At 72.3% G+C, this 24,714-nt stretch carries 24 protein-coding genes and 1 pseudogene; 11 read left to right on the forward strand and 14 right to left on the reverse strand.

The genetic code is table 11. The features are described 5' to 3' along the window. Positions 1 to 119 precede the first annotated feature (119 nt). Positions 120 to 878, reverse strand: coding sequence for a type 1 periplasmic-binding domain-containing protein (locus E9228_RS15855; protein WP_166781505.1), 759 nt, complete (start codon positions 876 to 878; stop codon positions 120 to 122). Between the two features lie 124 nt (positions 879 to 1,002). Between E9228_RS15855 and E9228_RS15860 the strand changes: the two genes are divergently transcribed. Continuing rightward, on the forward strand, positions 1,003 to 2,289 hold the full coding sequence (locus E9228_RS15860) for a HupE/UreJ family protein (RefSeq protein ID WP_166781506.1): 1,287 nt from the start codon (positions 1,003 to 1,005) through the stop codon (positions 2,287 to 2,289). A gap of 147 nt (positions 2,290 to 2,436) precedes the next feature. Next, positions 2,437 to 4,566 carry an Ig-like domain repeat protein gene (locus E9228_RS15865; protein WP_166781507.1) on the forward strand — a complete coding sequence of 710 codons (2,130 nt, stop codon included), beginning with the start codon at positions 2,437 to 2,439 and terminating at the stop codon, positions 4,564 to 4,566. A gap of 70 nt (positions 4,567 to 4,636) precedes the next feature. On the opposite strand, the gene E9228_RS15870 is transcribed toward E9228_RS15865, so the two are convergent. The 3 genes from E9228_RS15870 to E9228_RS15880 form a co-directional block, all read right to left on the reverse strand. Continuing rightward, positions 4,637 to 5,512 carry a glycoside hydrolase family 16 protein gene (locus tag E9228_RS15870; protein ID WP_341849919.1) on the reverse strand — a complete coding sequence of 292 codons (876 nt, stop codon included), beginning with the start codon at positions 5,510 to 5,512 and terminating at the stop codon, positions 4,637 to 4,639. Positions 5,513 to 5,723: 211 nt separating this feature from the next. Then, positions 5,724 to 7,265 carry a DHA2 family efflux MFS transporter permease subunit gene (locus E9228_RS15875; RefSeq protein WP_208386362.1) on the reverse strand — a complete coding sequence of 514 codons (1,542 nt, stop codon included), beginning with the start codon at positions 7,263 to 7,265 and terminating at the stop codon, positions 5,724 to 5,726. A gap of 130 nt (positions 7,266 to 7,395) precedes the next feature. After that, positions 7,396 to 7,743, reverse strand: a complete 348-nt coding sequence (locus E9228_RS15880; RefSeq protein WP_166781508.1) for a helix-turn-helix domain-containing protein — start codon at positions 7,741 to 7,743, stop codon at positions 7,396 to 7,398. A gap of 49 nt (positions 7,744 to 7,792) precedes the next feature. Here E9228_RS15880 and map point away from each other — a divergent pair, with 49 nt between their 5' ends. Next, a complete protein-coding gene (map, locus tag E9228_RS15885) occupies positions 7,793 to 8,578 on the forward strand; it encodes a type I methionyl aminopeptidase (RefSeq protein ID WP_166781509.1) in 786 nt (261 codons plus the stop codon). Positions 8,579 to 8,693: 115 nt separating this feature from the next. Here the strand turns inward: map and E9228_RS17700 are convergent. Beyond that, positions 8,694 to 9,214: pseudogene (locus tag E9228_RS17700) on the reverse strand (N-acetyltransferase family protein). 89 nt (positions 9,215 to 9,303) lie between these two features. Here E9228_RS17700 and E9228_RS15895 point away from each other — a divergent pair. The 4 genes from E9228_RS15895 (at position 9,304) to E9228_RS15910 (ending at position 12,050) form a co-directional block, all read left to right on the forward strand. Then, the gene (locus E9228_RS15895) at positions 9,304 to 10,122 is read left to right on the forward strand and encodes a LamB/YcsF family protein (protein WP_166781510.1); all 819 of its coding nucleotides are present in this window, start codon (positions 9,304 to 9,306) and stop codon (positions 10,120 to 10,122) included. Beyond that, positions 10,119 to 10,751: a 5-oxoprolinase subunit B family protein gene (locus E9228_RS15900; RefSeq protein WP_166781511.1), complete on the forward strand. Its 633-nt coding sequence runs from the start codon at positions 10,119 to 10,121 to the stop codon at positions 10,749 to 10,751. The genes E9228_RS15895 and E9228_RS15900 overlap by 4 nt, the downstream gene beginning before the upstream one ends. Beyond that, complete coding sequence (locus tag E9228_RS15905; RefSeq protein WP_341849921.1) at positions 10,748 to 11,647, forward strand: 5-oxoprolinase subunit C family protein; 900 nt, start codon at positions 10,748 to 10,750, stop codon at positions 11,645 to 11,647. Before E9228_RS15900 ends, E9228_RS15905 begins: the two co-directional genes overlap by 4 nt. 97 nt (positions 11,648 to 11,744) lie before the next feature. Further along, the gene (locus E9228_RS15910) at positions 11,745 to 12,050 is read left to right on the forward strand and encodes a putative quinol monooxygenase (protein ID WP_166781512.1); all 306 of its coding nucleotides are present in this window, start codon (positions 11,745 to 11,747) and stop codon (positions 12,048 to 12,050) included. Positions 12,051 to 12,132: 82 nt separating this feature from the next. On the opposite strand, the gene E9228_RS15915 is transcribed toward E9228_RS15910, so the two are convergent. From E9228_RS15915 to E9228_RS15925, 3 genes are read right to left on the reverse strand one after another with little or no spacing between them, the layout of a single operon-like run. Continuing rightward, a complete protein-coding gene (locus E9228_RS15915) occupies positions 12,133 to 13,176 on the reverse strand; it encodes a DUF2891 family protein (protein WP_166781513.1) in 1,044 nt (347 codons plus the stop codon). Between the two features lie 25 nt (positions 13,177 to 13,201). Continuing rightward, positions 13,202 to 14,272, reverse strand: a complete 1,071-nt coding sequence (locus tag E9228_RS15920; protein WP_166781514.1) for a DUF979 domain-containing protein — start codon at positions 14,270 to 14,272, stop codon at positions 13,202 to 13,204. After that, a complete protein-coding gene (locus tag E9228_RS15925; RefSeq protein ID WP_166781515.1) occupies positions 14,269 to 14,967 on the reverse strand; it encodes a DUF969 domain-containing protein in 699 nt (232 codons plus the stop codon). The genes E9228_RS15920 and E9228_RS15925 overlap by 4 nt, the downstream gene beginning before the upstream one ends. 105 nt (positions 14,968 to 15,072) lie before the next feature. Between E9228_RS15925 and E9228_RS15930 the strand changes: the two genes are divergently transcribed. Next, positions 15,073 to 15,714 carry a GntR family transcriptional regulator gene (locus E9228_RS15930; protein WP_166781516.1) on the forward strand — a complete coding sequence of 214 codons (642 nt, stop codon included), beginning with the start codon at positions 15,073 to 15,075 and terminating at the stop codon, positions 15,712 to 15,714. Between the two features lie 67 nt (positions 15,715 to 15,781). On the opposite strand, the gene E9228_RS15935 is transcribed toward E9228_RS15930, so the two are convergent. Next, positions 15,782 to 16,132: a hypothetical protein gene (locus E9228_RS15935; RefSeq protein WP_166781517.1), complete on the reverse strand. Its 351-nt coding sequence runs from the start codon at positions 16,130 to 16,132 to the stop codon at positions 15,782 to 15,784. Positions 16,133 to 16,352: 220 nt separating this feature from the next. Between E9228_RS15935 and E9228_RS15940 the strand changes: the two genes are divergently transcribed. Beyond that, positions 16,353 to 17,924, forward strand: coding sequence for a phospholipase D-like domain-containing protein (locus E9228_RS15940; RefSeq protein WP_341849922.1), 1,572 nt, complete (start codon positions 16,353 to 16,355; stop codon positions 17,922 to 17,924). Between the two features lie 76 nt (positions 17,925 to 18,000). Here the strand turns inward: E9228_RS15940 and E9228_RS15945 are convergent, their stop codons facing one another. The 3 genes from E9228_RS15945 to E9228_RS15955 all read right to left on the reverse strand — a co-directional run bounded on the left by E9228_RS15945 (position 18,001) and on the right by E9228_RS15955 (position 21,170). Beyond that, the gene (locus tag E9228_RS15945) at positions 18,001 to 18,819 is read right to left on the reverse strand and encodes an SDR family oxidoreductase (RefSeq protein WP_166781519.1); all 819 of its coding nucleotides are present in this window, start codon (positions 18,817 to 18,819) and stop codon (positions 18,001 to 18,003) included. 78 nt (positions 18,820 to 18,897) lie between these two features. Continuing rightward, on the reverse strand, positions 18,898 to 20,466 hold the full coding sequence (locus tag E9228_RS15950) for an MFS transporter (protein ID WP_166781520.1): 1,569 nt from the start codon (positions 20,464 to 20,466) through the stop codon (positions 18,898 to 18,900). Positions 20,467 to 20,609: 143 nt separating this feature from the next. Beyond that, entirely contained in the window at positions 20,610 to 21,170 is a 561-nt protein-coding gene (locus tag E9228_RS15955) for an MOSC domain-containing protein (RefSeq protein ID WP_166781521.1), read from the reverse strand. Positions 21,171 to 21,278: 108 nt separating this feature from the next. Between E9228_RS15955 and E9228_RS15960 the strand changes: the two genes are divergently transcribed. Beyond that, positions 21,279 to 21,956 carry an NUDIX hydrolase gene (locus tag E9228_RS15960; RefSeq protein ID WP_425248386.1) on the forward strand — a complete coding sequence of 226 codons (678 nt, stop codon included), beginning with the start codon at positions 21,279 to 21,281 and terminating at the stop codon, positions 21,954 to 21,956. Positions 21,957 to 21,991: 35 nt separating this feature from the next. Here the strand turns inward: E9228_RS15960 and E9228_RS15965 are convergent, their stop codons facing one another. Further along, on the reverse strand, positions 21,992 to 22,522 hold the full coding sequence (locus E9228_RS15965; protein ID WP_341849923.1) for a TetR/AcrR family transcriptional regulator: 531 nt from the start codon (positions 22,520 to 22,522) through the stop codon (positions 21,992 to 21,994). A 95-nt stretch (positions 22,523 to 22,617) separates the two neighbouring features. Here E9228_RS15965 and E9228_RS15970 point away from each other — a divergent pair, with 95 nt between their 5' ends. Further along, a complete protein-coding gene (locus tag E9228_RS15970) occupies positions 22,618 to 23,556 on the forward strand; it encodes a ketopantoate reductase family protein (RefSeq protein WP_166781522.1) in 939 nt (312 codons plus the stop codon). A gap of 83 nt (positions 23,557 to 23,639) precedes the next feature. Here the strand turns inward: E9228_RS15970 and E9228_RS15975 are convergent, their stop codons facing one another. Beyond that, positions 23,640 to 24,689, reverse strand: a complete 1,050-nt coding sequence (locus E9228_RS15975) for a medium chain dehydrogenase/reductase family protein (RefSeq protein ID WP_166781523.1) — start codon at positions 24,687 to 24,689, stop codon at positions 23,640 to 23,642. Positions 24,690 to 24,714: the final 25 nt, after the last annotated feature.

Raw genomic sequence — 24,714 nt, forward strand, 5'->3', positions numbered from 1 at the left:
GGTGAGACGCACGAGGCTTGGCCGGAATCGACGTTGCTTCCGTCGTCGAGGATACGTCGCTCCCGTCGGGACGGCTCTCGGACGATCCCCATTGCGTGACGGCGGACCGGGTGCACGGCTCAGGCGACCCAGACGACGATGCCGTTGTACCCGTTCAGCAGCGCGGCCAGGCCCGCGCGCAGGGCCCGTCCGGCACGCTCGTCGGTGAACGTGGACGGGTCGTGGTGGCTCGATGCGCCGAGGCCCTCACCGCGGAACCCCGCGCCGGTCCAGTCCGCTGCCGTGACGTTCGAGGTCGGCTCGGCGATCTCGGCGCCGAGCACGAGGAACTGCTGGTGCAACGCGGACGGCGAGACCGCTGCGATCGGGTCGACCATGGCGTCACCGACGCTGATGACCAGGTCCGCGCGCTTGCCGATCGCCGCGGCGACGGACGGCAGGCGGTCGTCGGCGGTGTCCGCGACGACGGGGACGACCGTGACGTCCTCGGCCTCGGCCCAGGTGTCGACGGCGTCGACGAGGGTCTCGGTCTGCGCGTTCGGCTCCCCCGGTGACAGCAGCACCACGCGGTACCCGGACGGCGGCGCCACGTCCTCCCACGAGCCGGGGGCCGGGCTCACGGTGGCCTCCGGAGCGGGCGGCTCGCTCGGGTCGACGAAGCCGGTGCCGAGTGTGCCGGTGCCGCGGACCGGGGTCGGTGCGCCGGTCGGAGCACTGCTGCTGGCGGCACCGGTCCGGAGGCCCGTGGCCTGCTCGGCGTCGGACGTCCCGCCGGTGCGGTCGGCACCCGTCGAGCACCCGGCGACGAGGACCGAGCCGGCGGCCACCAGGGCAGCAGCGGCGAGGACGGCGGAGGCGCGACGAGTCAGACGGATCACGAGATGTCATGCAAGCACAGCCGCACGCCGCGACGGTCCGGTGCGAGCCGCTGTCCAGAGCCCGTCCAGACGTTGGTCACCCGTTGTTTCCCTGCGCGTCGCTCTCGGCCGCGATGGTCGGCCGGTGAAGCACCGAACCACCCGTCCCGCTCGCACCGGGCTCCCCCTCTCCACCCCGTCCCTCCTCCCCCGGCTCGTCGCGCGGCTGGTCGCCGTCCTGGTGCTCGTGGGCACCGTCGCCGTGAGCCTGCTCACCGGGGTGTCCGCGGCGAGCGCCCACGGCTTCAGCTCCGTCGTCTACGCGGACGTCAGCGGGAAGGGGTCCGAGGTCGTGCGCGCGCGGCTGGGCCTGGAGTACGACCTCATGCTCGTGTCGGTGGGCACCAGCGAGCACGACGACCGGCTCTACCGACAGGGCCAGGCGGCGTGGGACGACGGCGACTACCCCGGCATGGTCCGGGCGGCGGAAGCCCACCACGACTCGATCAGCAAGTACCTGTTCGGCCGGTTCTCGGTGACCTCCGGTGGGCGGGAGTGCACCGGCACGCTCGACGACTCGGTGACGGTCGACGTGCAGGACGAGGTCCCCTACGCCGAGGTCGTCGCCGACTTCGCCTGCCCGACGCCCGGACGGACCACCTCCGGGCACGTGGTCGAGTCGACCCTCTTCCCGGACAGCGAGACGTTCGTGAAGGACACGAAGACGATCGTCACGTACGAGGTCGACGGCAAGCAGGGCACGGCGACGCTCGACGCGTCCCAGCCGACCTTCTCGACGGAGCAGTCGGCCGGCCAGCGGTTCTGGGAGTTCTTCACCCTCGGCGCGGAGCACCTGCTCGGCGGGATCGACCACATCCTGTTCCTCATCGCGCTGATCGCCGGTTCCCGACGACTGCGCGAGGTCGTGTACACGGCGTCGGCGTTCACCATCGCGCACTCGATCACGTTCATCCTGGCGGCGCTCGGGGTCGTCAGTCCGCCGTCGATCGTCGTCGAGCCGCTCATCGCGCTGTCCATCGCCGCGGTCGCCGGGTGGTACCTGTGGCGACTGGCGACACGACGGGCACGGGCGGACGAGCTCGTGCTGACCGATCAGGGTCGGTTCGCGCTCGACCGGTCGGGGTGGTCCCGTCTGGCCGTGGTCTTCGCGTTCGGGCTCATCCACGGGCTCGGGTTCGCCGGGGCGCTCGGCATCCACGAGGCGTTCTCCTGGCAGTTGCTCGTGTCGCTCCTCATCTTCAACGTCGGCATCGAGGCCGTGCAGCTGGCGATCATCGTGATCGTGTTCCCGCCGCTGTCCCTGCTCCGTCGGAAGGCCCACCGGGTGTCGCTCTGGGTGACGGGCATCGTCACCGCGGGGGTCTTCGTGATGGGGATGATCTGGTTCGTCCAGCGGCTCGTCGAGGGCTGACCCGCCGCCGTCCCTGTCCGCTGAGCGTCACGAGCACTCGTGCCTGCTGACTGCAATCCGTATGGACACACAGCGTTTACTCACGATCTACCAGGGGGATGCAGAGTCGCTCTGCTGCACCATCCCTCTCACTGAGAACGGAAACACATGAGTCTCCTGTCCGGCGCCCCTTCCCGGCGCAGAACCACCACCCTCCGCCTCGGCGGAGCCGTCATCGGCGCGGCGCTCATCGCCGGCGCCTGCCTCGTCGGCACCGGCTCCGCGAGTGCGGCCACGAACACCCCGACGACGAACATCTCGTCCGGGACGCCGATCCACATCCTGCTCGGCGTCGGCGCGACCGAGAGCCAGCGCATCGCGTCCTGGTACTTCCCGAAGAACGTCGCGCAGTCCGTCGAGATCCAGAAGACCGACACCATGACCGGTGGCGTCTTCACCGACGCGAAGAAGACCATCGGCGCGAACACCGCCGCGAACACCGCTGCCGACACGAGCACGACCGACAGCAGCACCAAGGCGATCGCGGGCATCACCAACGAGGCCGGCTACGTCAACGCGCACGCGGTCATCGACGGCCTCGAGCCGGACACCACGTACACCTACCACGTCGGTGCGGCGGACGGTTCGGCCTGGTCGACGGCCTACACCTTCACCACGAAGAGCTTCACCGGCGACTTCGACTTCCTGTTCTTCGGTGACCCGCAGATCGGGTCGTCGGGCTTCGTCGACGACGACGGTGCCGGCTGGGCCGACACCCTGAAGTACGCCACGACCAAGGAGAAGGACGCCGAGCTCCTCGTCTCCGGTGGCGACCAGGTCGAGAACGCCAACAACGAGTACCAGTGGGGTGCGTTCGCCGACAGCAGCGACGTCCTCAAGCGCTACCCGTGGGCCTCGACCATCGGCAACCACGACGTCGGTGGCAAGTCGTACGAGCAGCACAACCAGCTGCCGAACTCGCTCAAGGTGCCGGACTTCTACCCGGGCGGCAACACGACCGCCAACTCGGGTGGCGACTACTGGTACATGTACAAGGGCGTCCTGTTCATCGACATCAACTCGAACGCCTACGCCGGCGGTTCGGACGCAGCGCACGTGAACTACGTCCGCGACGTGATCACCCGCCACGGTGACGACGCGAAGTGGACCGCGCTGGTCTACCACCACTCGATCTACTCGCCGGCCGACCACGCGAACGACAAGGACAACCAGCAGCGCCGGTTCGACTTCACGCGTGCGTTCTCCGACATGGGTGTCGACCTCGTCCTGCAGGGTCACGACCACTCGTACTCGCGCAGCTACGCGATCAAGAACGGCAAGAAGGCCAACCCGGACGAGCAGCCGGGTGCTGACGAGGTCTTCGCCGGCCCCGGTGGCGTCATCTACCTGACCGCCAACTCCGCGTCGGGCTCGAAGTACTACGACCTCACCACCCCGGACGCCACCCAGGGCTACGGCGCCGACCCGCTCGACCCGACCGGTCAGCGTCACTTCGCCAACTCGGTGGAGAACCAGGAGCACGTCCGTACCTACGTCAAGGTCGGCGTCTCGGACGACAACCTCGCCGTCACCACGGTCCGCGCCGGCGACTGCACCACGCTCAACTCGGCCGTCCAGCACGGCAAGGTCGACAGCTGCGGCGTGACCCTCCAGCCGACGGCCTCGGCCGACCCGGCGCCGATCGGCTCGGCGGTGGACCAGTTCACCCTGGACGCCTCCACCCCGGCGACGACCACCACCCTCGAGGCCTCCGCTGCCACGCAGAAGTACGCGACCGCCACCCCGGTGACGGTCACGGCGACGGTCGGCGGCGGCATCGGTGAGCAGTCCGGAACGGTCACGTTCTCGGACGGCGACACGGTCCTCGGCACCGCCACGGTCGCGAAGGGCACGGCGAGCATCACGCTGCCGAGCAAGTTCGCGATGGGCAAGCACGAGATCACCGCGTCCTTCGCCAGCGGCTCCGACTGGTCCGGCGCGGACTCGTCGACCACGGGCAGCACCACCGTCACGGTCACGAAGGCGACGTCCACCACGGGCATCTCCTTCAGCAACGGCAAGACGACCGTGACCGTGAAGGTCCCCGGCGTCACCGTGAACGGCACCGCGAAGGTCTACGAGGGCTCGAAGAAGCTCAAGACCGTCTCGATCGTGAACGGCAAGGCCACCACGACCTTCCCGCTCGCGAAGGGCACGCACAAGCTGCACGCCGTGTTCTCGCCCACCGCGATGATCAACACGAGCACCAGCGCGACCATCTCCGCGACGGTCAAGTAGCACCACCGCACGACGAGACGGGCCCCCGGCGATCGCCGGGGGCCCGTCCTCGTTGCGTCGGCCGGTGGTCTCAGGCGTTCTGCCAGACCCGCAGCCAGTCGACGGTCATCTGCTGTGGGAACCGCGTCGACGAGTCCGGCGACCCGGGCCAGCCACCGCCGACCGCCAGGTTCAAGATGACGAAGAACGGCTTGTCGAACACCCACCGGTCGCCGCCCAGGTCGGCGGGCGTGACGGTCCGGTACACGGCGCCGTCGACCGTCCAGCTGATCGAGCCCGGCCGCCAGTCGACCCCGTACACGTGGAAGTCGTCGGCGAAGGCGCCGCTCGGCAGCGTCGCCGTGCCGCTGATCCCCTCCGCGCCGGAGTACCCGGGGCCGTGCACCGTGCCGTGGACCGATCCGGGCTCGCGTCCGATGTTCTCCATCACGTCGATCTCGCCGCACGCCGGCCACCCGACCTGCGGCAGGTCCGCGCCGAGCATCCAGAACGCCGGCCAGATGCCCTGTCCGCGCGGGATCCTGATGCGCGCTTCGATGCGGCCGTACTGCGCGGTGTAGGTCCCCTGCGAGGTGAGTCGCGCGGACGTGTACGAGCCGTCGGCTTCGCGCCGTGCGGTGATCACGAGGTTGCCGTTGCCGTCGAGCGCCGAGTTCCGCCGTGAGTCCGTGTACACCTCGAGCTCGCCGTTGCCCCACCCGCCACCGCCCAGGTCGTACCGCCAGATGCCCGGGTTCGGCGCGCTGCCGGCGGGGCCGTCGAACTCGTCGGCGGCCAGGAGGGTCGGCGTGGTCGCCGCGCTGGCCGCCTCGGGACGCAGCCCGAGCGCCCCGGCCGTGCCGACCGCCGCGGCGGCCCCGAGGCCGAGCGCCAGCAGCCGTCGTCGGTCGATCGCGCCCGCCCCGCCGTGCGGGTGGTCGGTCTGCTGCTGGTCGTCGTGCGGCACGGTTCCTCCATCGCGTGCGGTGGTTCCGCACGGAGGGACAGGTTCACCCGCGCTCGGCCCGCGCCGCCAGCCCCCGTCCGGGCGCACCGCGCCGAGTGGCCAGGACCGGCCTGTGCCGTCGCCGCATCCGACACGACGGACGGGAGGCACGTGGCGGGTCCGCCACGTGCCTCCCGTCCGTCACCCGGTCGCCACCGCGACCGGCGTCCGCTCAGGCGTGCCCTGCCGACGCCTCGACGGTCTCCTCGAGCACCTCCGACGGTCCGTGCGACGACCGCGTCCGGACGAAGACGGCCGCGAGGACGGCCACGACGACCGCGACCACACCGGCCACGACGAAGGCGGCGTGCATGCCGCCGAGGAAGGCATCCCGGGCGACGGCGGACGCTGCTGCACCGAGTCCGTCCGGCACGATCCCCTGCGCCAGCCCCTGGCGGGCGGCCGTGCCGAGCCCGAGGTCCGTCGTGCCCGAGAGCACCCGGGCGCTGACGACCGCCGACAGGACCGACGTGCCGAGCGCACCGCCGAGCTGGAGCGCCGTCGCCTGGAACCCGCCGGCGACGCCGGCGAGCTGGACCGGGGCGCCACCGACGACGGCCTCCGCGCCGGCGGTCATCGTGAAGCCCGCGCCGAGGGCGAAGACCACGAACGGGACCGCCATGCCGATGTAGGGCGAGTCCTGGGTCGTGCCGGTGAGCAGGAACAGGGCGACGCCGACCATGAGCAGGCCGATGGTCAGGGTGCGCCGGATGCCGAGTTTGGCGACCAGTGCGGCACCGATCGGCGACGCGATGATCGAGACCCCGCTCAGCGGCAGCTGCATGAGCCCCGCCTGCAGCCCCGTCACCCCGCGGAGGTTGAGCATGTAGAGGGACAGGAAGAAGGTCACGCCGAGCATCGCGAAGAAGTTCGCGCCGACGGCCAGCCCACCGATGGACAGCGACGACGACCGGAAGAGCGACATCGGCAGCAGCGGGTCGGTGACGCGCAGTTCGACGACGACGAACACCACGAGGAGCACGACGCCGGCGAGCAGCACGCCGAGGGTCAGCGGGCTCGTCCAGCCCCACGACTCGGACTGCACGACGGCGAGCACGATGCCGAACAGGCCGAGGGCGAGCAGCACCACGCCGGGGACGTCGAAGCGTCCGCGGTGCGGGGCGGTGGACTCGCGGAGCACCAGTCCGCCGAAGACCAGGCCGATGACGGCGATCGGCGCGTTCACGAAGAACACCGACTCCCAGCCGAGCGAGGCGACGAGCACCCCGGCGACGATCGGTCCGGCGGCGATGGCCACGGAGGACGCCCCGCCCCAGACGCCGACGGCGACGCCGAACTTCTCCTTCGGGAAGGTCGCACGGAGCAGCGCCAGGGTCTGCGGCATGAGCAGTGCGGCGCTGAGGCCCTGCACGGCGCGGAACACGATCACGCCGGTGGCGGTGCCGACCAGGCCGATGGCGACCGACGACAGCGCGAACGCGACGACCCCGATCAGGTACATCCGGCGCCGGCCGAAGCGGTCCCCGAGCTTGCCGCCGAGGATCAGGAAGACGGCGAGGGCCAGCAGGTAGGCGTTGGTGATCCACTGCAGCTGGGTGAACGTGGTGCCGAGGTCGGCGGCGATGGCGGGGTTCGCGATCGAGACCACGGTGGCGTCGAGGCCGACCATGAACAGGCCGAAGCAGACGGCGACGAGGGTGGCGATCGGGTTGCCGCGCAGGGTGCGGCGGGTTCCGGGCATGGCTGTGCCCACGGGGAGCTCCTTCGGACGACACGGATCGTGCTCCGACGGCTGGGCCGTGCGGCGAGGGGCACGAGGGGTGCGAACCGAAGGACGCGGGGGTGGCACCGGCTCTGAGCGGTACACGAGCCGTCCGCCGACCTCACGCGACGGGCAGCCCCCTTGGTTCTGAAACCATAACGATACCAGACGCGGGGTCGTGTCGGGGATCGGATCCCGGGGCCCCGGCACCGATCTCGTCATCACCCACGGCACTGACCTCGGTCCACACCGCGTCGAGCGACAGGCCGAGCACCCCGGCGAGCGCCGCCACGGTGGAGAACGCGGGAGTGGCGATGCGACCCGTCTCGATCTTCCGCAGCGTCTCGGGCGACAACCCGGCGGCGAGCGCCACGTCGAGCATCGACCGATCGCCCCGAGCCGAGCGGAGCACACGACCGAGACGGAGTCCGCGTCGGAGGTCGAGCGGCGTGAGCGGGAGACGGACCATGGTCTGATAGTAATACCGGTACAACTATCCCGACGGAAGAAGCGTCCGCATGATCGAGATCCTCACCCCCGCCGAGCTGCCCCGGGCGCGCGCTGCCGGCACGCTCGTCGCCGACATCCTGCACACCCTCCGCGGCCGGACGACGGTCGGCACCAACCTGCTCGACCTCGACCGCTGGGCGGCGGAGATGATCCGCGCCGCCGGGGCGACCTCCTGCTACGTCGACTACGCACCCTCCTTCGGCCGCGGGCCGTTCGGCCACCACATCTGCACCGCCGTGAACGACGCCGTCCTGCACGGCCTGGCGCACGACCGCGTCCTGGCCGACGGCGACCTGCTCACCCTCGACCTCGCCGTCGTGCACCACGGGTACGCGGCGGACTCGGCGATCAGCTTCGTCGTCGGCACGAGCCGACCGGCCGAGAGCGTCGCCCTCATCGAGACGACCGAGCGCGCCCTCGCCGCCGGCATCGCGGCGGCCCGGCCGGGTGCGCGACTCGGCGACCTGTCGCACGCGATCGGCACGGTGCTCACCGAAGCGGGCTACCCGATCAACCTCGAGTTCGGCGGCCACGGCATCGGCTCCACGATGCACCAGGACCCGCACGTGGCGAACGACGGACGCCCGGGGCGCGGGTACGCCCTCCGGCCGGGGCTGCTCCTGACCCTCGAGCCGTGGGTCATGGTCGACACCGACGAGCTCGTCACCGACCCGGACGGCTGGACGCTGCGAAGCGCGACGGGGTGCCGGACCGCGCACAGCGAGCACACCATCGCGATCACCGAGGACGGGGCCGAGGTGCTCACGCTGCCGTCCGCCTCGGTCGCCGGGTAGCCCCGACGCAGCCGGAGCCGCGCGGGACGGGAGGCGCGTGGCGGCCTGGCCACGGGCCTCCCGTCTCGCAGGCGGCGCGCCCCGGCGGGTCAAGCCGGCGCCTCAGGCCGGCGGGTCAGGCCGGCGTCGCGCCGTCGAGCTGCTCGACCATCTCGATCTCGGCCCGCCTCGGGTCGAGCTCGTACGGTTCGGTGTGGCCGGTCCGCCGGAAGCCGCGGCGCTCGTAGAAGGCGAGGGCACGGGCGTTGTCCTCGTGCACGTGCAGCCGCAGGGTCGTCCCGTACTCGCGGCCCACCGTTCGACAGCGTCGAGCAGCGCGTCCGCCACTCCCGCGTCCCGACCGCGGTGCATGGGCGAGACGTAGACGCCGACCAGCAACGGGCCGGTCGCCGCGTCCGGGACGTAGCCGTTCATCATCCCGACCCATTCGCCCTGCGCGTCGATCGCGACGAGCGAGGTGCTGCCCGGGGTCTGGCCGCGACGACCCCGCGAGCGCCACTCGGCCTCGTCGTACCGCTCGGCGTCCGCGCGGTGCTCGCCGTACGCGATCGGCGTGTCCTCGAGCATCGCGAGGCGGAGGGCGCGGACCTCCCGCCAGTCGTCCTCGGTCGTGGTCCGGATCGTCAGCTCGTCCATCTCCCGACCCTACGGCGGAGTGGACGCCGGACGGTGACACGGTCGGCGGTGCGCGCTAGGTTGTTGAACAATCCCGACAGGAGGTCCGCATGCCCACGATCGACCTGAACAGCGACCTCGGCGAGGGCTTCGGCGCCTGGACCGCGGGCGACGACCGCGCGATGCTCGACCTGGTGTCCAGCGCGAACATCGCCTGCGGTGCCCATGCCGGTGACCCGACGATCATGCTCGACACCTGCCGGGCCGCAGCGGAGCGGGGTGTCGCGATCGGGGCACACGTCGCCTACCGGGACCTCGTCGGCTTCGGCCGCCGGCCGGTGCACGTCACCCCGGACGAGCTCCACGCCGACGTCGTCCACCAGCTCGGTGCGCTGACCGCCGCCGCGCACGTGGCCGGCAGCCGGGTCACCTACGTCAAGCCGCACGGGGCGCTCTACAACACCGCTTGCGCCGACCCGGTGCAGGCCGAGGCGGTCGTCCGTGCGGTGGCGGACGTCGACCCCTCGCTGGCGGTCCTGGCGCTGCCCGGGTCGGAGCTGCTCCTCGCCGCCGGACGACACGGACTCCGTGCGGTGAGCGAGTCGTTCGCCGACCGTGCCTACGAACCGAACGGCTCCCTGGTCTCCCGCAGTCGGCCCGGCTCCGTCCTGCACGACCCCGACGAGGTCGCGGCCCGGGTGCTCCGGATGGTGACCGAGGGCGTCGCCACCGCGGTCGACGGCACCGACATCAGCGTCCGTGCCGACTCGGTGTGCGTGCACGGGGACTCCCCCGACGCGGTCGCGATGGCCCGGGCGATCCGCACGCTGCTGACCGAGCAGGGCATCGCGGTCAGGGCGTTCGCGTCGGCTCCGGCGTCGGCTCCGGCGTCGTCGTCGTCGTCGTCGTCGTCGGCTTCGTCGTCATGAGCCTCGAGGTCCGGGCGGCCGGCGCCGCCGCGGTGCTGGCGACGTTCGACTCCCTGGCCGAGGTCGTGGCGTTCCGCGCCGGACTGGCGGACGATCCGCCGGCGGGCGTGACCGAGGTCGTCTCCGGCGCCCGCACGCTGCTGTTCCGCTTCGACCCTGCCGTGACCGACGCCGGACGGGTCCGCTCCCTGCTGTCCGAGGTCCGCCCCTCCCGTCCTGCCGACGACCACCCGGATCGCGCGCCCGTCGTCGTCCCGGTCACGTACGACGGCGCGGACCTCGACGCCGTCGGCGCCCTGACCGGCATGTCCCGCGACGACCTCGTCGCGTGGCACACCGGACAGGTGTGGACGAGCGCGTTCTGCGGCTTCGCCCCCGGCTTCAGCTACCTGACCGGCACCGCGCCGTCGCTCGACCTGCCCCGCCGCGACACCTCGCGCACCGCGGTCCCGAGCGGCGCCGTCGCCCTCGCCGGTGAGTTCAGTGCCGTCTACCCGCGGACGTCGCCCGGCGGCTGGCAGCTCATCGGTCGGACCGAGGTGCCGATGTGGTCGCTCGACCGCACCCCGCCGGCCCTCGCCCCGGCCGGCGTCCGACTGCGCTTCGTCGACGCCGAGGCCCTGTCGTGAGCACCCTGACCGTCACGCAGGTCGGGTACGGCGTGACCACGCAGGACCTCGGCCGACCGGGCCTCAGCGACATGGGGCTCGGTGCCGCCGGGGCTGCGGACCGGGCCTCGGCCGCGCTGGCGAACCGGATGGTCGGCAACCGTCCCGACGCGGCCGTCCTCGAGGCCCTCCTCGGCTCCGTCACGCTCCGCACCGACGCACACACGGTCGCCGCCGTCACCGGTGCGCCCTGCCCGGTGACGGTCGAACGGGCCGACGGCCGGGTGCGTGGGGCTGCCGCGTACGAGGTGCTCCTGCTCGGACCGGGCGACACGCTACGGGTCGGACTGCCCGCGGACCGGCTCCGCGCCTACGTCGCCGTGCGCGGAGGCGTCGCGGTCGAACCCGTGCTGGGCAGCCGGTCGTGGGACTCGCTCGCGCAGCTCGGACCCGCCCCGCTGTCGGTCGGGGACGTCCTGCCGATCGGGCCGTCCTCCGACGGGGTCGGTGCCGGTTCCTGGCCGGTGGTCGATGCCGTGCCGCCGCCGCTCCCGCCGTGGCCCGGGGAACCGGTGGAGCTCGAGGTGCTGCCCGGACCCCGCGACGACTGGTTCACCCCGGACTGGCGGGCGACCCTGACCGGCCAGGAGTTCCACGTCAGCCCGGACAGCGACCGTGTCGGGGTCCGCACCACCGCGACCACTCCCCTGGTCCGGGCGGTCTCCCGAGAGCTCCCCAGCGAGGGCGTCGAGACCGGGTCGCTGCAGGTGCCGCCGGCCGGGTTCCCGGTGCTGTTCCTGGCGGACCACCCGGTCACCGGCGGCTACCCGGTCGTCGCGGTGCTCACGCCCGAGTCGGTCGACCGTGCAGCACAGCTCCGCCCGGGTGACACGCTGCGCTTCCGCACCGCTCGCTGAACGCGCTGGACACGCAGCCGGAACAACGACCCGACGGCCGTGGTTGTGTCACCGGGCACCGTCAGTGGACGGGGTCCGATGACGAAAGGTGCACACCATGACGATGACCGTCTTCCTCGAAGTCCAGATCCGTGACGACGTCGCAGCAGACACGGTCGAGGCCGCGATCCGCGAGACCCTGGCCCAGACCGCAGCACGGCAGGGCAACGAGTCGCTCGAGGTCCTGGTCGACGACGAGGACCCGACGCGCATGGTCGTCCTCGAGCGCTGGACCACCGCCGAGGACCACGACGCCTACGTCGCGTGGCGCGCCACCCCCGAGGGTGCCGCGGAAGCGCTCGGCGCCGTCCTCGCCGCCCCGCCCGTCACGAAGACCTTCGGCCGCACGATCTCCCTGGCGTAGCCCCCGCGGAACGCAACGTCGGCGGCGCTGCGCAGCGGAATACCGCTGCGAGGAACCGCCGACGTTGCGTTTTGCGGGAGGTTCAGGCGTGCTCGCGTGACTCCATGGCGTCCCAGGCGAAGCTCGCCAGCCAGTGGGTGGAGTAGTACTCCTGGCCGACACTGGCCGCGAGACCCGAGGCGAGCAGCCGGTCGGCCGCGCCGTCGAGCAAGTCCGCGAGTGCGGTGTCCTCGGGGTCAGAAGCACGCAGGGCGTCCGCGACGCGCCGCGCCGAACCGGCCCGCGACAGGTCGAGCCCGAAGAGGTGCACCTGCTGCGGGTCGTTCTCGTCACGGACGGTCGTCGAGGTGAGGACCGCGTCGCCGGCCGAGACCTCGGCGAAGAACGCACGCGCCCAGGGACCGAACTCGGACGCCGGCAGCACCGCACGCATCAGGTCGGCCTCGGCGAGCCCGGCGGACAGGAAGTCGTGCCCGCTGCGTTCCCACGCGAAGGGCCACCCGGCGTCGTCGCCGAACCACTCACGGGCAGCGCGGGACACGGTCGCGGCGAGGTCGTCCCGCCCGAGCGACCGGGCACCCTCGAGCACGAGCAGCAGCCCGAACGCCGAGTTCGCGTGCGCGCCGTGCCGGACCGGGTGGGCGGCGCCGTCGACCCAGCGGGTGACGAGGTCCTCGAGCACCTGGACGACCGGCGCGAACCCGGGTGCGAGTGCACGGATCGCGGGGACCTCGGACGCGGACACCTCGGCCGCGAGACGCATCAGCCACGCCCAGCCGTACGGGCGCTCGTAGTGCGGCGTCTCGCGGAGGTACGCGGCCTCGGTGGCCAGGTGCTCCGTCGACAGGTGGGCCTGCAGGACGGAGGTGATCCGTGCCTCCAGGTCGGCCGGCACCCCGAACGCGACCAGGCGGGCGGCGAGCCAGTGCATGTGCACCGACGAGTGCCAGTCGTACGACGTGGCGAAGGCGGGATGCAGTTCGACGGGCAGCGCTCGATCGTCCGGGCCCGACGTGGCGTGGTGCGCGGCGTACGGGTACTCGCGGGTGACGTTCTCGAGCGCGACGGCCGCGAAGCCCGGTGCCCAGGCGGCACGGCCGAGGTCCGTCGCGGACGAGGCCGACACGGACGGCGACCCGACGGGGGCGGGGTCAGAATGCGACAAGGTACATCACTCCCATGTTGACGACGAGCAGGATCCCGGCGGTCGGGATCTGCGCCTTGATCGGCCCGTACTTGTCCCGCATCTCGAGCAGGGCAGCGGGCACGAGGTTGAAGTTCGCGGCCATCGGGGTGACCAGCGTGCCGCAGAAGCCGGCCAGCATGCCGATCGCGAAGACCGCGGCGGGGTTGCCGTCGAAGCCCTGCACCAGGACGGGCCAGCCGATCGCCGCGGTCATGATCGGGAACGCGGCGAAGGCGTTCCCCATGATCACCGTGAACAGCGCCATGCCGAGGCAGTAGACGACCACGGCGGCGAACAGCGAGCCGTCGGGCAGGACGGCCTTGATGATCGTGCCCACGGCCGAACCGACGCCGGCCTGGGTGAAGACGATGCCGAGGGTGGAGAGCATCTGCGGCAGGAGCGCAGCCCAGCCGATCGCCTGCAGCAGGCGGGCGCCCTCGCGGACCGGGGTGTCGAGCCGCGGCGGGCGGAGCACGAGCACGGCGACGACGACGGCGAGCACCGAGCCGATGCCGAGCCCGGTGAGGGTCGCGCTGCCCTCGGCGAGCAGGGGTTCGCCGCCGATGTGGACGAGCGGGCCGAGGGTGGCGACGAGCACCGCGACGACGGGGATCACCAGCGCGGGGATGAACAGCCGGTTGCCGAACCGCTGCGCGAAGCCCGCGCGCTCGTCCGGGCTGGTGGTCGCGAGGACGCTCGTGCTCGAACTCGGCCGGGTGGTCACCGCGGTCGGCTCGGCCGGTCCGGTCGCCGAACCGACGCCGGCACCGGGGACGCTCGCGACGCGGGTGCGGCTCGTGGTGCCGGTGAACCCGAGGCCGGCGAGCGCCACCATCACCAGGACCGCGATGCCGAGCGCCCAGGCGGGGATCGCACCGGACACGACGAAGGTGCCGGCGAAGAAGGAGAGTCCGAGGATGCCCCAGAACGCCGCGTTGCCGACGCGCTTGGCGTGCGTGCGGTCGGTGACGATGAAGACGGACACGGCGATGAAGAACGCGCCGATGAGCCAGTAGAGCCATTCGCTGGTGATCATGCTGCGACCCCCTCGGTCTGGCGGACGTCGGCCGCCATCTTGTCGAGCTTGCGGTCGAGCAGCAGCAGCCTCGTGCCGTGCACGAGCAGTGCGGCGATGCCGGTGGGGATCGCCCACAGCGCCAGGTCGATCGGTTCGAGCGCCAGCCCGTAGGTGGTGTCGACGAACGTCGTGATGAGCAGGATCGACCCGACCGCGACGAAGACGTCCTCGCCGAAGAACACCCCGACCGTGTCCGACGACGCCGAGAAGCCCTTGATCTTCTCGCGCATCCGCTCGTCGATCCGGCCGTACTTCTTCGTGGCCGCGCCCTCGGCCATCGGGTGCACGAGCGGGCGGACCGTCTGCGCAGGGCCACCGATGCTCGTCAGTCCGACCGCGGCGGTGATCTGACGCACCGCCAGGTACCCGGCGAGGATGCGGCCGGTCGTGAGCTTGTCGAGCTTCGCGATGAGCCGCTTCGCCTGGTCCTGCAGGCCGTAGCGCTCGATGAGGCCGATGACCGGCAGCACGAGCGCGAAGGTCGTGACGCTGCGACTGGACGCGAAGCCACTGCCGAACGCGGTGAGGATGCCGACGGGATCGATCCCGCCGATGGCTGCGGTGACGATGCCCGCGACCGTGACGACGAGCAGCGCGTTGATGCGCAACGCGAAGCCGATGATCACGACGGCGACGCCGATGAGGACGAACATGCGGGACAGTCTGGCCCGCATTGTTCAACAATCTCAAGAGGCTGCCGGGATCTGTAACACGGCGGTCACACGAGCCGCGCTGTCGGGCTCTGCGAGGATCAGGCCATGACCCGAACCGTCAGCGGCGCAGAGTCCACCGCGGCACGTCTGCGGTCCTCGATCGCGGACGGCGGCTTCATGCCGGGGACGCAGCTCTCCGAGGAACGTCTGAGCGACCAGCTCGGCGTCTCCCGCAACACCCTGCGCGAGGCCTTCCGGCTGCTCGCCCGGGACCGCCTCGTCGAGCACGTCTTCAACCGCGGCGTCTTCGTGCGGCGGCTGTCGGCCGAGGACGTCACGGACCTCTACGCCGCCCGACGGGTCCTCGAGGAAGCCGGCGTCCGTGCCGCCACGCCGGACTCCGCCGCCCTCGCCGCCGCTTCGGCCGCGGTCGCGGAAGCACGGGCCGCCGCGGCCGGCCACGACTGGCGCGCGGTCGGGACCGCCGACATCCGCTTCCACGCCGAACTCGTCCGCGCCGTCCCGAGCGCGCGGCTGCACGGCCTGATGGACTCCCTGCTCGCCGAGATGCGGCTCGCCTTCCTCACCACGGCGGACCCGGGTGCGTTCCACGGCGCGTTCGTCGACCGCAACGAGGCGATCGTCGCGGCGCTGCGGTCCGGCGACCAGGACGGTGCCTCGGCTCTGCTGGCCGTCTACCTCGACGACGCGGAGCGGACCCTCCGGGCGGCGGCCACCGCCTCCTGACGGACGAGACCGCGCGCGACGGCGCTCGACGAGCCGGCACGCCCGGCAAGCGCCCGCCCCGCTGGGCTCAGCCAGCCGCCGCAGGCTCGTTCTCGTCGTCGCCCTCGGTCAGGTCCGACCGGGTGTCCGCGTGGATGACGGTGTCGTGCCCGAACGTGCGGGCGGCGGCACGGAGCCGGGCGACGAACTCGTCGTTCTCGAGCTCGAGTTCGTCCTCTTCGGCGTCCTCCACGACGACCTCGCTCGACGGCCCGATGAGGATCTTCGTCGTGGTCATCGTGCCGTCCTCGGCGACGGCGGGCACGGCCACGGTGTCGGCCCGGTCGCCACCGGAGAGCGCCGCCGCGTACTCGATGACGGCGTCGGCCACGTCGTCGCTCGTCAGGATCACACTGCTGTCGTACCGGATGGTCTTCATCTGGGTTGCTCCTCTCGCACAGCCATCCTGGCCCACGCCTCAGACGGACCGCACAGTTCCTCCGGGAACCGCGATCGGTCCGGCCGCAGCCCCGCCACCGCCGGACGGGAGGCGCGGTGCCGCCCCGCCACGCGCCTCCCGTCCGGCGGCGGTGAAGACCTGCTCAGCCGTCGGCGGGGCGGGCCGCACCGAGGACGGGCGTGGCCCGTATCCTTCGACCGTGCCCACTGATGCGCGTCACTGGTTCCTCACCCGCGACGAACGCGGCAACACCGCGACCGAGGTGCACGCCGGCGCCGACGACAGCCCGGCGTGGTCCGAGGGCAACCTCGTCCGCCCGCTGGTGCACGGCGCACCGTACTTCGCACGTGTCGAGGCGGAGTTGTCGGCACTGCAGCCCGGCGACCGCGTCTGGTTCACCGACTGGCGCGGTGACGCCGACGAGCGCCTGCTGCCGGACGGCCCGACGATCGGCGACCTGCTGGCGGACCGGGCGCGCGCCGGGGTGGAGGTCCGCGGGCTCATCTGGCGCTCGCACGGCGAGCGCATCTCGGCGTCGCTCAGCGCGAAGGCGAACGAGCTGCTCGGGCGGAAGATCAACGACGCCGGGGGTGAGGTCCTCCTCGACCAGCGCGTCCGGTTCTTCGGTTCGCACCACCAGAAGTTCTTCGTCATCCAGCACCGCGACGACCCGTCGCGGGACGTCGCGTTCGTCGGCGGCATCGACCTGTGCCACAGCCGCCGTGACGACGCCCGGCACGAGGGCGATCCGCAGGCGATCTCGATGGACTCCCGGTACGGCGAGCACCCGGCGTGGCACGACGCGTCGATGGAGCTGCGCGGTCCGGTCGTCGCCGACGTCCTCGCCGTGTTCGCCGAGCGCTGGGACGACCCGCACCCGCTGGACCGCAGCCTGCCGTACCGGATGCTGCTGCAGCGCCTGGTCCGGATGCCCCGGCACCCGGAGCCGCTGCCGGAGCGCACGCCCCCGCCGCCGGCCGCCGGCGAGCACGCGGTCCAGCTCCTCCGCACGTACGGGGTGAAGCACCCGCCGTTCCCGTTCGCGCCGGAGGGCGAGCGGAGCATCGCGCGGGCGTACGGCAAGGCCTTCCGCACGGCGCGGTCCCTGATCTGCATCGAGGACCAGTACCTGTGGTCCCGCGAGGTCGCGACGGGCATCGCCGAGGCCCTGGAACGGAACCCCGAGCTGCGGGTGATCATCCTGGTGCCCCGGTACCCGAACTCCGACGGGGTGCTGAGCGGTCCCCCGAGTCGCCTGGGGCAGATCGACGCGATGACCACCCTCCGCCGGACGGCCCCGGACCGCGTCGGCGTCTTCGACCTGGAGCACGAGTCCGGCCGGCCGATCTACATCCACGCGAAGGTCTGCATCGTCGACGACGAGTGGTTCACGATCGGGTCGGACAACTTCAACCGCCGCTCGTGGACGACGGACAGCGAGCTGACCTGCGCGGTCGTCGACACCGCCGACGGCTCGCTCGCCCGTGACCTGCGACACGAGCTGTGGGCGGAGCACCTCGCGACGACGCCCGACGACCCGCGGCTCGACGGCTCGGGCGCCGAACTCCTCGCCCTGTGGCGCGCGCACGCCCGGGCACTCGACCACTGGCACGAGGACGGCCGGCCCGGGGCGCGGCCGCCGGGTCGGATCCGTCAGCACGAGCCGGAGCCGGTGTCGGTCCTCCAACGGCTGTGGGCGGCGCCGGCGGCCAAGCTCGCCGTCGACCCCGACGGGCGGCCGCGGGGGTCACGGGGCACGACCCGGTTCTGACACCGCCGGGCACGGGAAGACGGGAGGCGCGGTGCCAGCTGGCACCGCGCCTCCCGTCCGTCTGCTCGGGCGACGACTACGCGCCGTGTGCCGCTTCGGCCACGGGCTGCCACTCGCGCCACGTGGCGAGACGGGACTCGTAGTCCTTCTCCGCGATGCCGAGCGGTGCCTTGCCGAAGAAGACGCGCAGCGGCGGCTGGTCGGCGTCGACGACCGTGAGGATCGCACTCCGGGTCGCCTCCGGCTTGCCGGGGTCGGCTGCGGAGGGACGCTTCGACGCGGCCTCGCGGACGTCGGCGTACGCCGGCAGCTCGTCGCTGTGCTTCGAGGACGGGCCGGACCAGTCGGTGGAGAACCCGCCGGGCTCGACCAGGGTGACGTGGATGCCGAAGCCGGCGACCTCCTGCGCGAGCGACTGCGACAGCCCCTCGAGCGCCCACTTCGACGCGTGGTAGGCGCCGACGGTCGGGAACGCGCTGATGCCGCCGATGCTCGACACCTGGATGACGTGGCCGGAGCCCTGCTCGCGCATGATCGGCAGCGCGGCCTGGGTCACCCAGACGGCGCCGAACAGGTTCGTCTCGAGCTGCGCGCGGAGTTCGTCCTCGGTGAGTTCCTCGACCATGCCGAAGTGTCCGAAGCCGGCGTTGTTGACGACGACGTCGAGCGAGCCGAAGTGCTCCGCTGCCCGCTGGACGGCGGCGAAGTCGGCGGTCCGGTCGGTGACGTCGAGCCGGAGCCCGAGGAACGTGTCCGGGTACCGGTCGACGAGGTCCTGGACGTCGTCGGTGTTGCGGGCGGTGCCGGCGACGGAGTCACCGCGTTCGAGTGCGGCTTCCGCCCACTCGCGGCCGAAGCCCTTGGATGCTCCGGTGATGAACCAGGTCTTGCTCATGTGTCCTCCTGTGGTTGCCGCGTCCCAGCCAACGCCGTGGCCGGGCCGCGCGGACGGGTGTTCGCGGTGGGCGAGGTGTCAGACCGAGGCTTCGGTGTGCCGCACCTTGCCGACGACGACGTCGATGATCGCGGCGAGCAGTGCGGCGCCGACGAACGCGAGGGACACGCCCAACCCGAGCGGCAGCCCCTGTGCGTAGTCACCGCGGGAGCTGGCGAGCGTCGAGTAGAAGACACTGCCGACCGCCGCGATCCCGACCGCCGAGCCGACGCGCGCGCCGACCTGGATGAGCCCACCGGCCGAGCCGCCCTGTTCGACGGGCACCTCGGACAGCGTGAGGGTCTGGTTCGGCGAGATCGTCAGGCCGGATCCGATGCCGCTGACGAGCAACGGCAGGACGAGCCACCAGCCCAGGTCCTGCTCGAAGTGGTTCGCGACGACCCAGACGACGACGCCCAGGCCGATGAGCACCAGGATCGTGCCGATGACGATGAGCTGCCGGCCGAAGCGGTGCACGATGCGGCCGCCCAAGGTGGAGGCCACGCCGGACCCGATCGCGAACGGCACGGTCGCCAGGCCCGCGGTCAGCGCCGAGTAGTGCAGCCCGGACTGCAGGGCGAGGGTCAGGACGAAGAACAGCGGGGTGAAGCCGGCGAAGTAGACCGTGGCCAGGCCGACGCCGAGCGAGAACGACCGGCGGCGGAACAGCCGCAGGTCGACCACGGGCTCCTTCGTCCGCTGGTACCCGCGCTCCCACAGCACGAACAGGACAGCGAACACGACGGCGACGACGATGAGCCACCACTTCGTGCTGCCCTTCCACACCTGCGACTGCACGAACGGCAGCAGCAGGGCGACGACGGCGGCGCCCAGGAGCACGATGCCCACCGGGTCGAAGTCGTGCTTCTTGCCCCGCTCCGCGCCCGAGGGCGCCGGCAGGTAGCGGAAGGCCAGGAGGATCGTGACGAGTCCCACGGGCAGGTTCACGAAGAAGACGAACCGCCACCCGTTCTCGGTGCCGAAGGCCGTGATGAGCAGGCCGCCGATCAGCGGGCCGATGGCGGTCGCGATGCCGACGGTGGCGCCGAACAGGCCGAACGCCTTGCCGCGCTCCTTGCCGCGGAAGAGCTGCTGGATGAGCGCGGTGACCTGCGGGGTGAGCAGACCGCCGGCGAGACCCTGCACCAGACGGGCGATCACCAGGACGATGCCGTTCGGGGCGAAGCCGCAGAGGGCGCTGGCGAGGGTGAACAGGCCGACACCGATGACGAACATCCGGCGGCGTCCGGTCGCGTCCCCGAGGCGCCCGCCGGGGACGAGCAGCAGCCCGAAGGACAGCGCGTACCCGGAGAGGATCCACTGGACCGCCTCGGGCGTCGTGCCGGGCAGGCCGGTCGAGATCGACTGCAGCGCGACGTTGACGATCGACACGTCGAGCAGCACGATGCCACCGCCGAGCAGGCAGATGACGAGGGCCTTCCAGCGGTTCGGGTCCGGCTGGTCCCCGTCGGACTTCGCTGCCGGTTGCGGCTGCGCGGCCGTCGTCGGCGTCGACGGGCTGTCGGCGGTCTCGACGTGGTGGGCCGGGTGGTGCGCGACGGTGGGAGCCGCATCGGGCTCGACGGGTCTGCGGTGTTCAGCTGTCATGGCCACTTCACGCTAGGCTCGCCGACCCCCGGGGCCGGTCACGATCCTCCCGTCCCCGCACGGCAGTGTGAGGAACCGCACAGGAGCGTCGGACGGATCGATGCGCCGGTCGGAACGACGCCTCGGTCGGATCGGTGCGTCGGTCACACCGGGCTGAGCGGCTCGAGGACACCTTCCGGCAGCTCGACCCGCACACCGTCGCCCGGCCGGACGACTCCCCCGGCCACGACGACGCCCATCACGCCGCCCTTCCGCGAGACCGTCCCGTCCTCGGCGCGGCCGAGGACCTGGCGGAGGAGCCCCGGCTCGAACCCGTTGATCTGCTGGCACGGGTTCCGGAGGCCCGTCACCCGCACGCACGCGTCGTCACCCAGGTGGAGCAGCGCCCCGGTGGGCAGCCCGAGCAGGTCGACGCCGCGCGTGGTCACGTTCTCGCCGAGCTGACCCGGCTCGACCGTGTACCCAGTGGCATCGAGCTCGTCGAACAGCTCCGCGTGGATGAGGTGCACCTGCCGCAGGTTCGGCTGCGACGGGTCCCGCGCGACGCGCGAGCGGTGCTGCACGGTCGTGCCGGCGTGCGCATCGCCCTCGATTCCCCACCCCTCGACGAGTGTCACCTCGTCCACCACGGGCTTGCTGAACCGGTGGTCGCGGTCCCGGCTGACGGCCACGACCTCGGATCGGTCTGTTCCCTCGTTCCCCATGACGCGAGTCTCGTGCACCGACCCCGCTGTCGGCAACGGGCGACGTGCCTAGGCTGGCGGGGTGGTCCTGCCCTGTCCGTCGTCCGTCCGCCCCGACCGGCACGCGCCGTGACCGCGCGGGAACAGCTCGCGGCGGCCGTCGCCCCGGGTGCCGCACCACTCGTGAGCGGCATGCCGTCGGCACCGTCACCACGGCAGGCGGCGGTCCTCATGCTCTTCGGCGCGCTCGACCACGTGCCGAGCGGCCGTCCGGCACGCTCCACCGACGTCCCACGCGACCTGGACGTGCTCCTGCTCGCCCGCGCCAGCACCCTGCGCTCCCACGCCGGCGAGGTCGCCTTCCCCGGAGGACGCGTCGACCCCGGTGACGCCGACGTGGTCGCCGCCGCACTCCGGGAGGCGCGTGAGGAGACCGGCCTGGACGTCTCGGGCGTCGACGTGCTCGGCTCCGCGACCCCGGTACCGCTCGCCCATTCACGACACCTGGTCACGCCGGTCCTCGGCTGGTGGCGAGCGCCGTCACCGATCCGGGTGGTGGACGAGGCGGAGTCGGCAGCCGTCTTCCGGACCCAGGTCGCCGACCTGCTCGATCCGGCGAACCGCGGCGTCACGGAGTTCCGTCGGGAGGGCCGGACCTGGCGCGGGCCGGCGTTCACCGTCCGGGCGGACTCCGGGTCGTACGTCGTGTGGGGCTTCACCGCGACGCTGCTCGACGGGCTGTTCGACCGCGTCGGGTGGACGGAGCCGTGGGACCACGAGCGAGTGGTGGCCATCCCCGGGCAGTGAGTGCAGGCCGGGCAGTGAGCGCTTCTGCGGGAGCCTCAGCTCGCCGCGAGGCCGCGCAGCACGACGTCGGCGAGCACCCGCGCCTCGGACGCCCACTCGGGCCGGTCGGTGGCGGACCCGATGCCGTGCAGGGCGACCAGCACGGCTCCGGCGGTGACGTCGTCGCGGACGGCCCCGTCAGCGACCGCACGGTCCATGAGGTCGGTGAGCGTGCGTTCCAGTTCGCCCCCGCCGTCGGCCTGCGTCGCCGGATCGACCACGGCGGCGAGGGTCCGTGCGAGTGCCGCGTGCTCGACGACGTGGTCGACGAACGCGTGGACGAAGGCGCTGAGGCTCTCGTCCGCCGGTCGCGTCGAGTCCCGGGCCTGGTCGCAGAGCGTCTCGACCTCGCCCTGGTAGACCGCTGCTGCCAGGGCCTCCCGCGTCGGGAAGTGCCGGTACAGCGTGCCGACGCCGACGCCGGCGCGTTCCGCGAAGTCGTCGAACCGGAGATGCTCGTCGCGCTCGAACACGTCCCGGGCGGCAGCGATGATCGCGTCCCGGTTGCGGCGGGCGTCGGCGCGCACAGGGCCCCCTCGAGGATCACGGACGTTGACAAGTGGAGATCGTCTCCGTATCGTCGCAACCGGAGACAGCCTCCAGAATAACCAGGAGGTGCGTGTTGCGGATCCTCATGTTGGGTCGCGGTGTCATCGCGTCGGTCTACGGACAGGCGTTCGAGCAGGCCGGTCACGACGTCGTCCACCACGTCCGTCCGGGCAGGACCGCCGAGTACCGCGAGCCCCTCGCGATGGACGTCCTCGACGGACGGCGCGGACCGGTCGGCCGACGGACCTGCACCACGTACCGCCCCCGCCTCCGCGAGACGTCCGAGCCCGATGACGGCGTCGACCTGGTCGTCCTCAGCGTCGGCCACCACCAGCTGCAGGAAGCCGCGGCCTTCCTGGCACCGCGCATCGGCGACGCGACCGTGGTGGTCCTCGGCAACGTGTGGGACGAACTCGCCACGGCAGTCGCCCCCATCCCGGTGGAGCAGGTGGTGTTCGGGTTCCCCGGCGCCGGTGGCGGCTTCGGCGCGGACGGGACGCTCCACGGAGCCGTCCTCCGCTCGATCACGCTCGGCGCGGCGGTGACGCCGTCCGATCGACGTGGCGCGGAGGCCCGAGCCGCCTTCCGTCAGGCCGGGTTCACCCTCCGCGACGAAGGGGACATCCGAGGGTGGCTCCTCCTGCACTTCGTGCTGGATGCCGGCATGTTCTCCCAGGCGCTGGCGACCGGCGGGTTGATGAACATGGTCGGCGACCGTCGCGCGCTCCGCGAGGCCTTCCGCACGGCGCGGGAGCTGTTGCCGGTCATCGAGGCACGGGGCGTCGACCTCGCTCGCCATCGCACCGCGGTGATGCCGACCCGGTTCCCGGGAGTGACGGGTGCCGCCCTGGGACTCGCCACCGTCGTCGTCCCGATGGCCCGGGCGACCCTCGCCGCACACGGTGACCCGCACGCCGCGGAACCGCGGGCAGTGCTCCGCGACGTCACACGGACCGCTCGCGCCTCCGGCATCGCGACCCCGCGCCTCGACCGAGCCCTGCACGGGCACTGACGCAGCGCTCGATCGCGTCGGGAGCGCGGTCCGGTCCCGGGGCCCTCCGCCGCGCTCGCGCGGCACCGCCGCCGCCGCCGCCGTCAGGGCAGCAGGACGACCTTGCCGTTGAGGGTCCGCGACTCTGCCAGCGCGAGCGCCGCTGCCGCGTCACCCAGGGGGAAACGCGCGGCGATGTTCGCGGAGATCGTGCCGTCGGACAGGAGGCCGAAGACCCGGCCGAGGTCAGCCTCCAGTCGGCGGCGGAAACGCGCCGGGCGGAGGGAGTGGCCGGACCAGAGGTCGTAGAACGTCGCCCGCCTGCCGTTCGGCAGCGCACTCCAGAGCAGGGCCTGGCCGATCGCCGTGAGGAACGGCATGAGGAGCGAGCCGGTGCCGCTGACCGCCTGGACGATGGCGTAGCCCACCAGGACCCCGCCCCTGCCGAGGAGCGCGAACGACCGCTTCGCGTTGTCCCCGCCGATGTTGTCGAAGACGGCGGCCACTCCGGCGGGCGCGTGCCGGCGGACGAGGGCCGGGAGGTCCGGGTCGGCGTAGTCGACCGGGATCACGCCCGCAGCGCGGAGCGCGTCGTGGTGCCGGGGCGACGCTGCGCCGATGACGGTGACGCCGTGGTGCTGGGCGAGCTGGATGAGGATGCCGCCGACCCCGCCGTTCGCGCCGAAGACCAGGATCGTCTGGCCCGGGCGCACCTTCGCGGAGCGGTGCAGCATCTGCCAGGCGGTGACGCCGTTGACCACGACGGTCTCGGCATCCTCGGACGTGATCCCGTCCGGCACCACGACGCTGTCCCGCGCCTCGACCACGACGTGCGTCGCCCATCCCCCGGTCTTGGTCATCGTCGCGACCCGTTCGCCGAGCATCTCCGGGTCCGCACCGGGCCCCACCGCGATGACACGTCCGACCAGGTCGTAGCCGGGGGTGAACGGGAACGGCGGCTGGCCGTAGTACCGGCCACGGCGCATGGCCTGTTCCGCGAAGGCGATGCCGGTGGCCTCCATGCGGAGGAGCAGCTGCCGAGGGCCAGGGGCGGGGGTCGGCCCGGTCGCGATCCGGAGACCGGCGGGCTCCACGAGTCCGGGGAGGACGACCCGGGTCGTCGTGGCGGTGGACGGTGCGGTTGCGTCGGTCATGGTGGTTCCTCCGGTGCGTCGTGTG

It is taken from the genome of Curtobacterium salicis (genome assembly GCF_011759505.1).
Lineage (GTDB): Bacteria > Actinomycetota > Actinomycetes > Actinomycetales > Microbacteriaceae > Curtobacterium > Curtobacterium salicis.

Bases quoted from the DNA above. Each gene is read 5' to 3' on its own strand.
- E9228_RS15975 (WP_166781523.1), bottom strand. From the start codon at position 24,689: ATGACCGACGCAACCGCACCGTCCACCGCCACGACGACCCGGGTCGTC.
- map (WP_166781509.1), top strand. From the start codon at position 7,793: ATGATCGAGATCCTCACCCCCGCCGAGCTGCCCCGGGCGCGCGCTGCC.
- E9228_RS15925 (WP_166781515.1), bottom strand. From the start codon at position 14,967: ATGTTCGTCCTCATCGGCGTCGCCGTCGTGATCATCGGCTTCGCGTTG.
- E9228_RS15945 (WP_166781519.1), bottom strand. From the start codon at position 18,819: ATGAGCAAGACCTGGTTCATCACCGGAGCATCCAAGGGCTTCGGCCGC.
- E9228_RS15955 (WP_166781521.1), bottom strand. From the start codon at position 21,170: ATGGGGAACGAGGGAACAGACCGATCCGAGGTCGTGGCCGTCAGCCGG.
- E9228_RS15900 (WP_166781511.1), top strand. From the start codon at position 10,119: ATGAGCCTCGAGGTCCGGGCGGCCGGCGCCGCCGCGGTGCTGGCGACG.
- E9228_RS15910 (WP_166781512.1), top strand. From the start codon at position 11,745: ATGACGATGACCGTCTTCCTCGAAGTCCAGATCCGTGACGACGTCGCA.
- E9228_RS15930 (WP_166781516.1), top strand. From the start codon at position 15,073: ATGACCCGAACCGTCAGCGGCGCAGAGTCCACCGCGGCACGTCTGCGG.
- E9228_RS15950 (WP_166781520.1), bottom strand. From the start codon at position 20,466: ATGACAGCTGAACACCGCAGACCCGTCGAGCCCGATGCGGCTCCCACC.
- E9228_RS15895 (WP_166781510.1), top strand. From the start codon at position 9,304: ATGCCCACGATCGACCTGAACAGCGACCTCGGCGAGGGCTTCGGCGCC.
- E9228_RS15935 (WP_166781517.1), bottom strand. From the start codon at position 16,132: ATGAAGACCATCCGGTACGACAGCAGTGTGATCCTGACGAGCGACGAC.
- E9228_RS15865 (WP_166781507.1), top strand. From the start codon at position 2,437: ATGAGTCTCCTGTCCGGCGCCCCTTCCCGGCGCAGAACCACCACCCTC.
- E9228_RS15880 (WP_166781508.1), bottom strand. From the start codon at position 7,743: ATGGTCCGTCTCCCGCTCACGCCGCTCGACCTCCGACGCGGACTCCGT.
- E9228_RS15920 (WP_166781514.1), bottom strand. From the start codon at position 14,272: ATGATCACCAGCGAATGGCTCTACTGGCTCATCGGCGCGTTCTTCATC.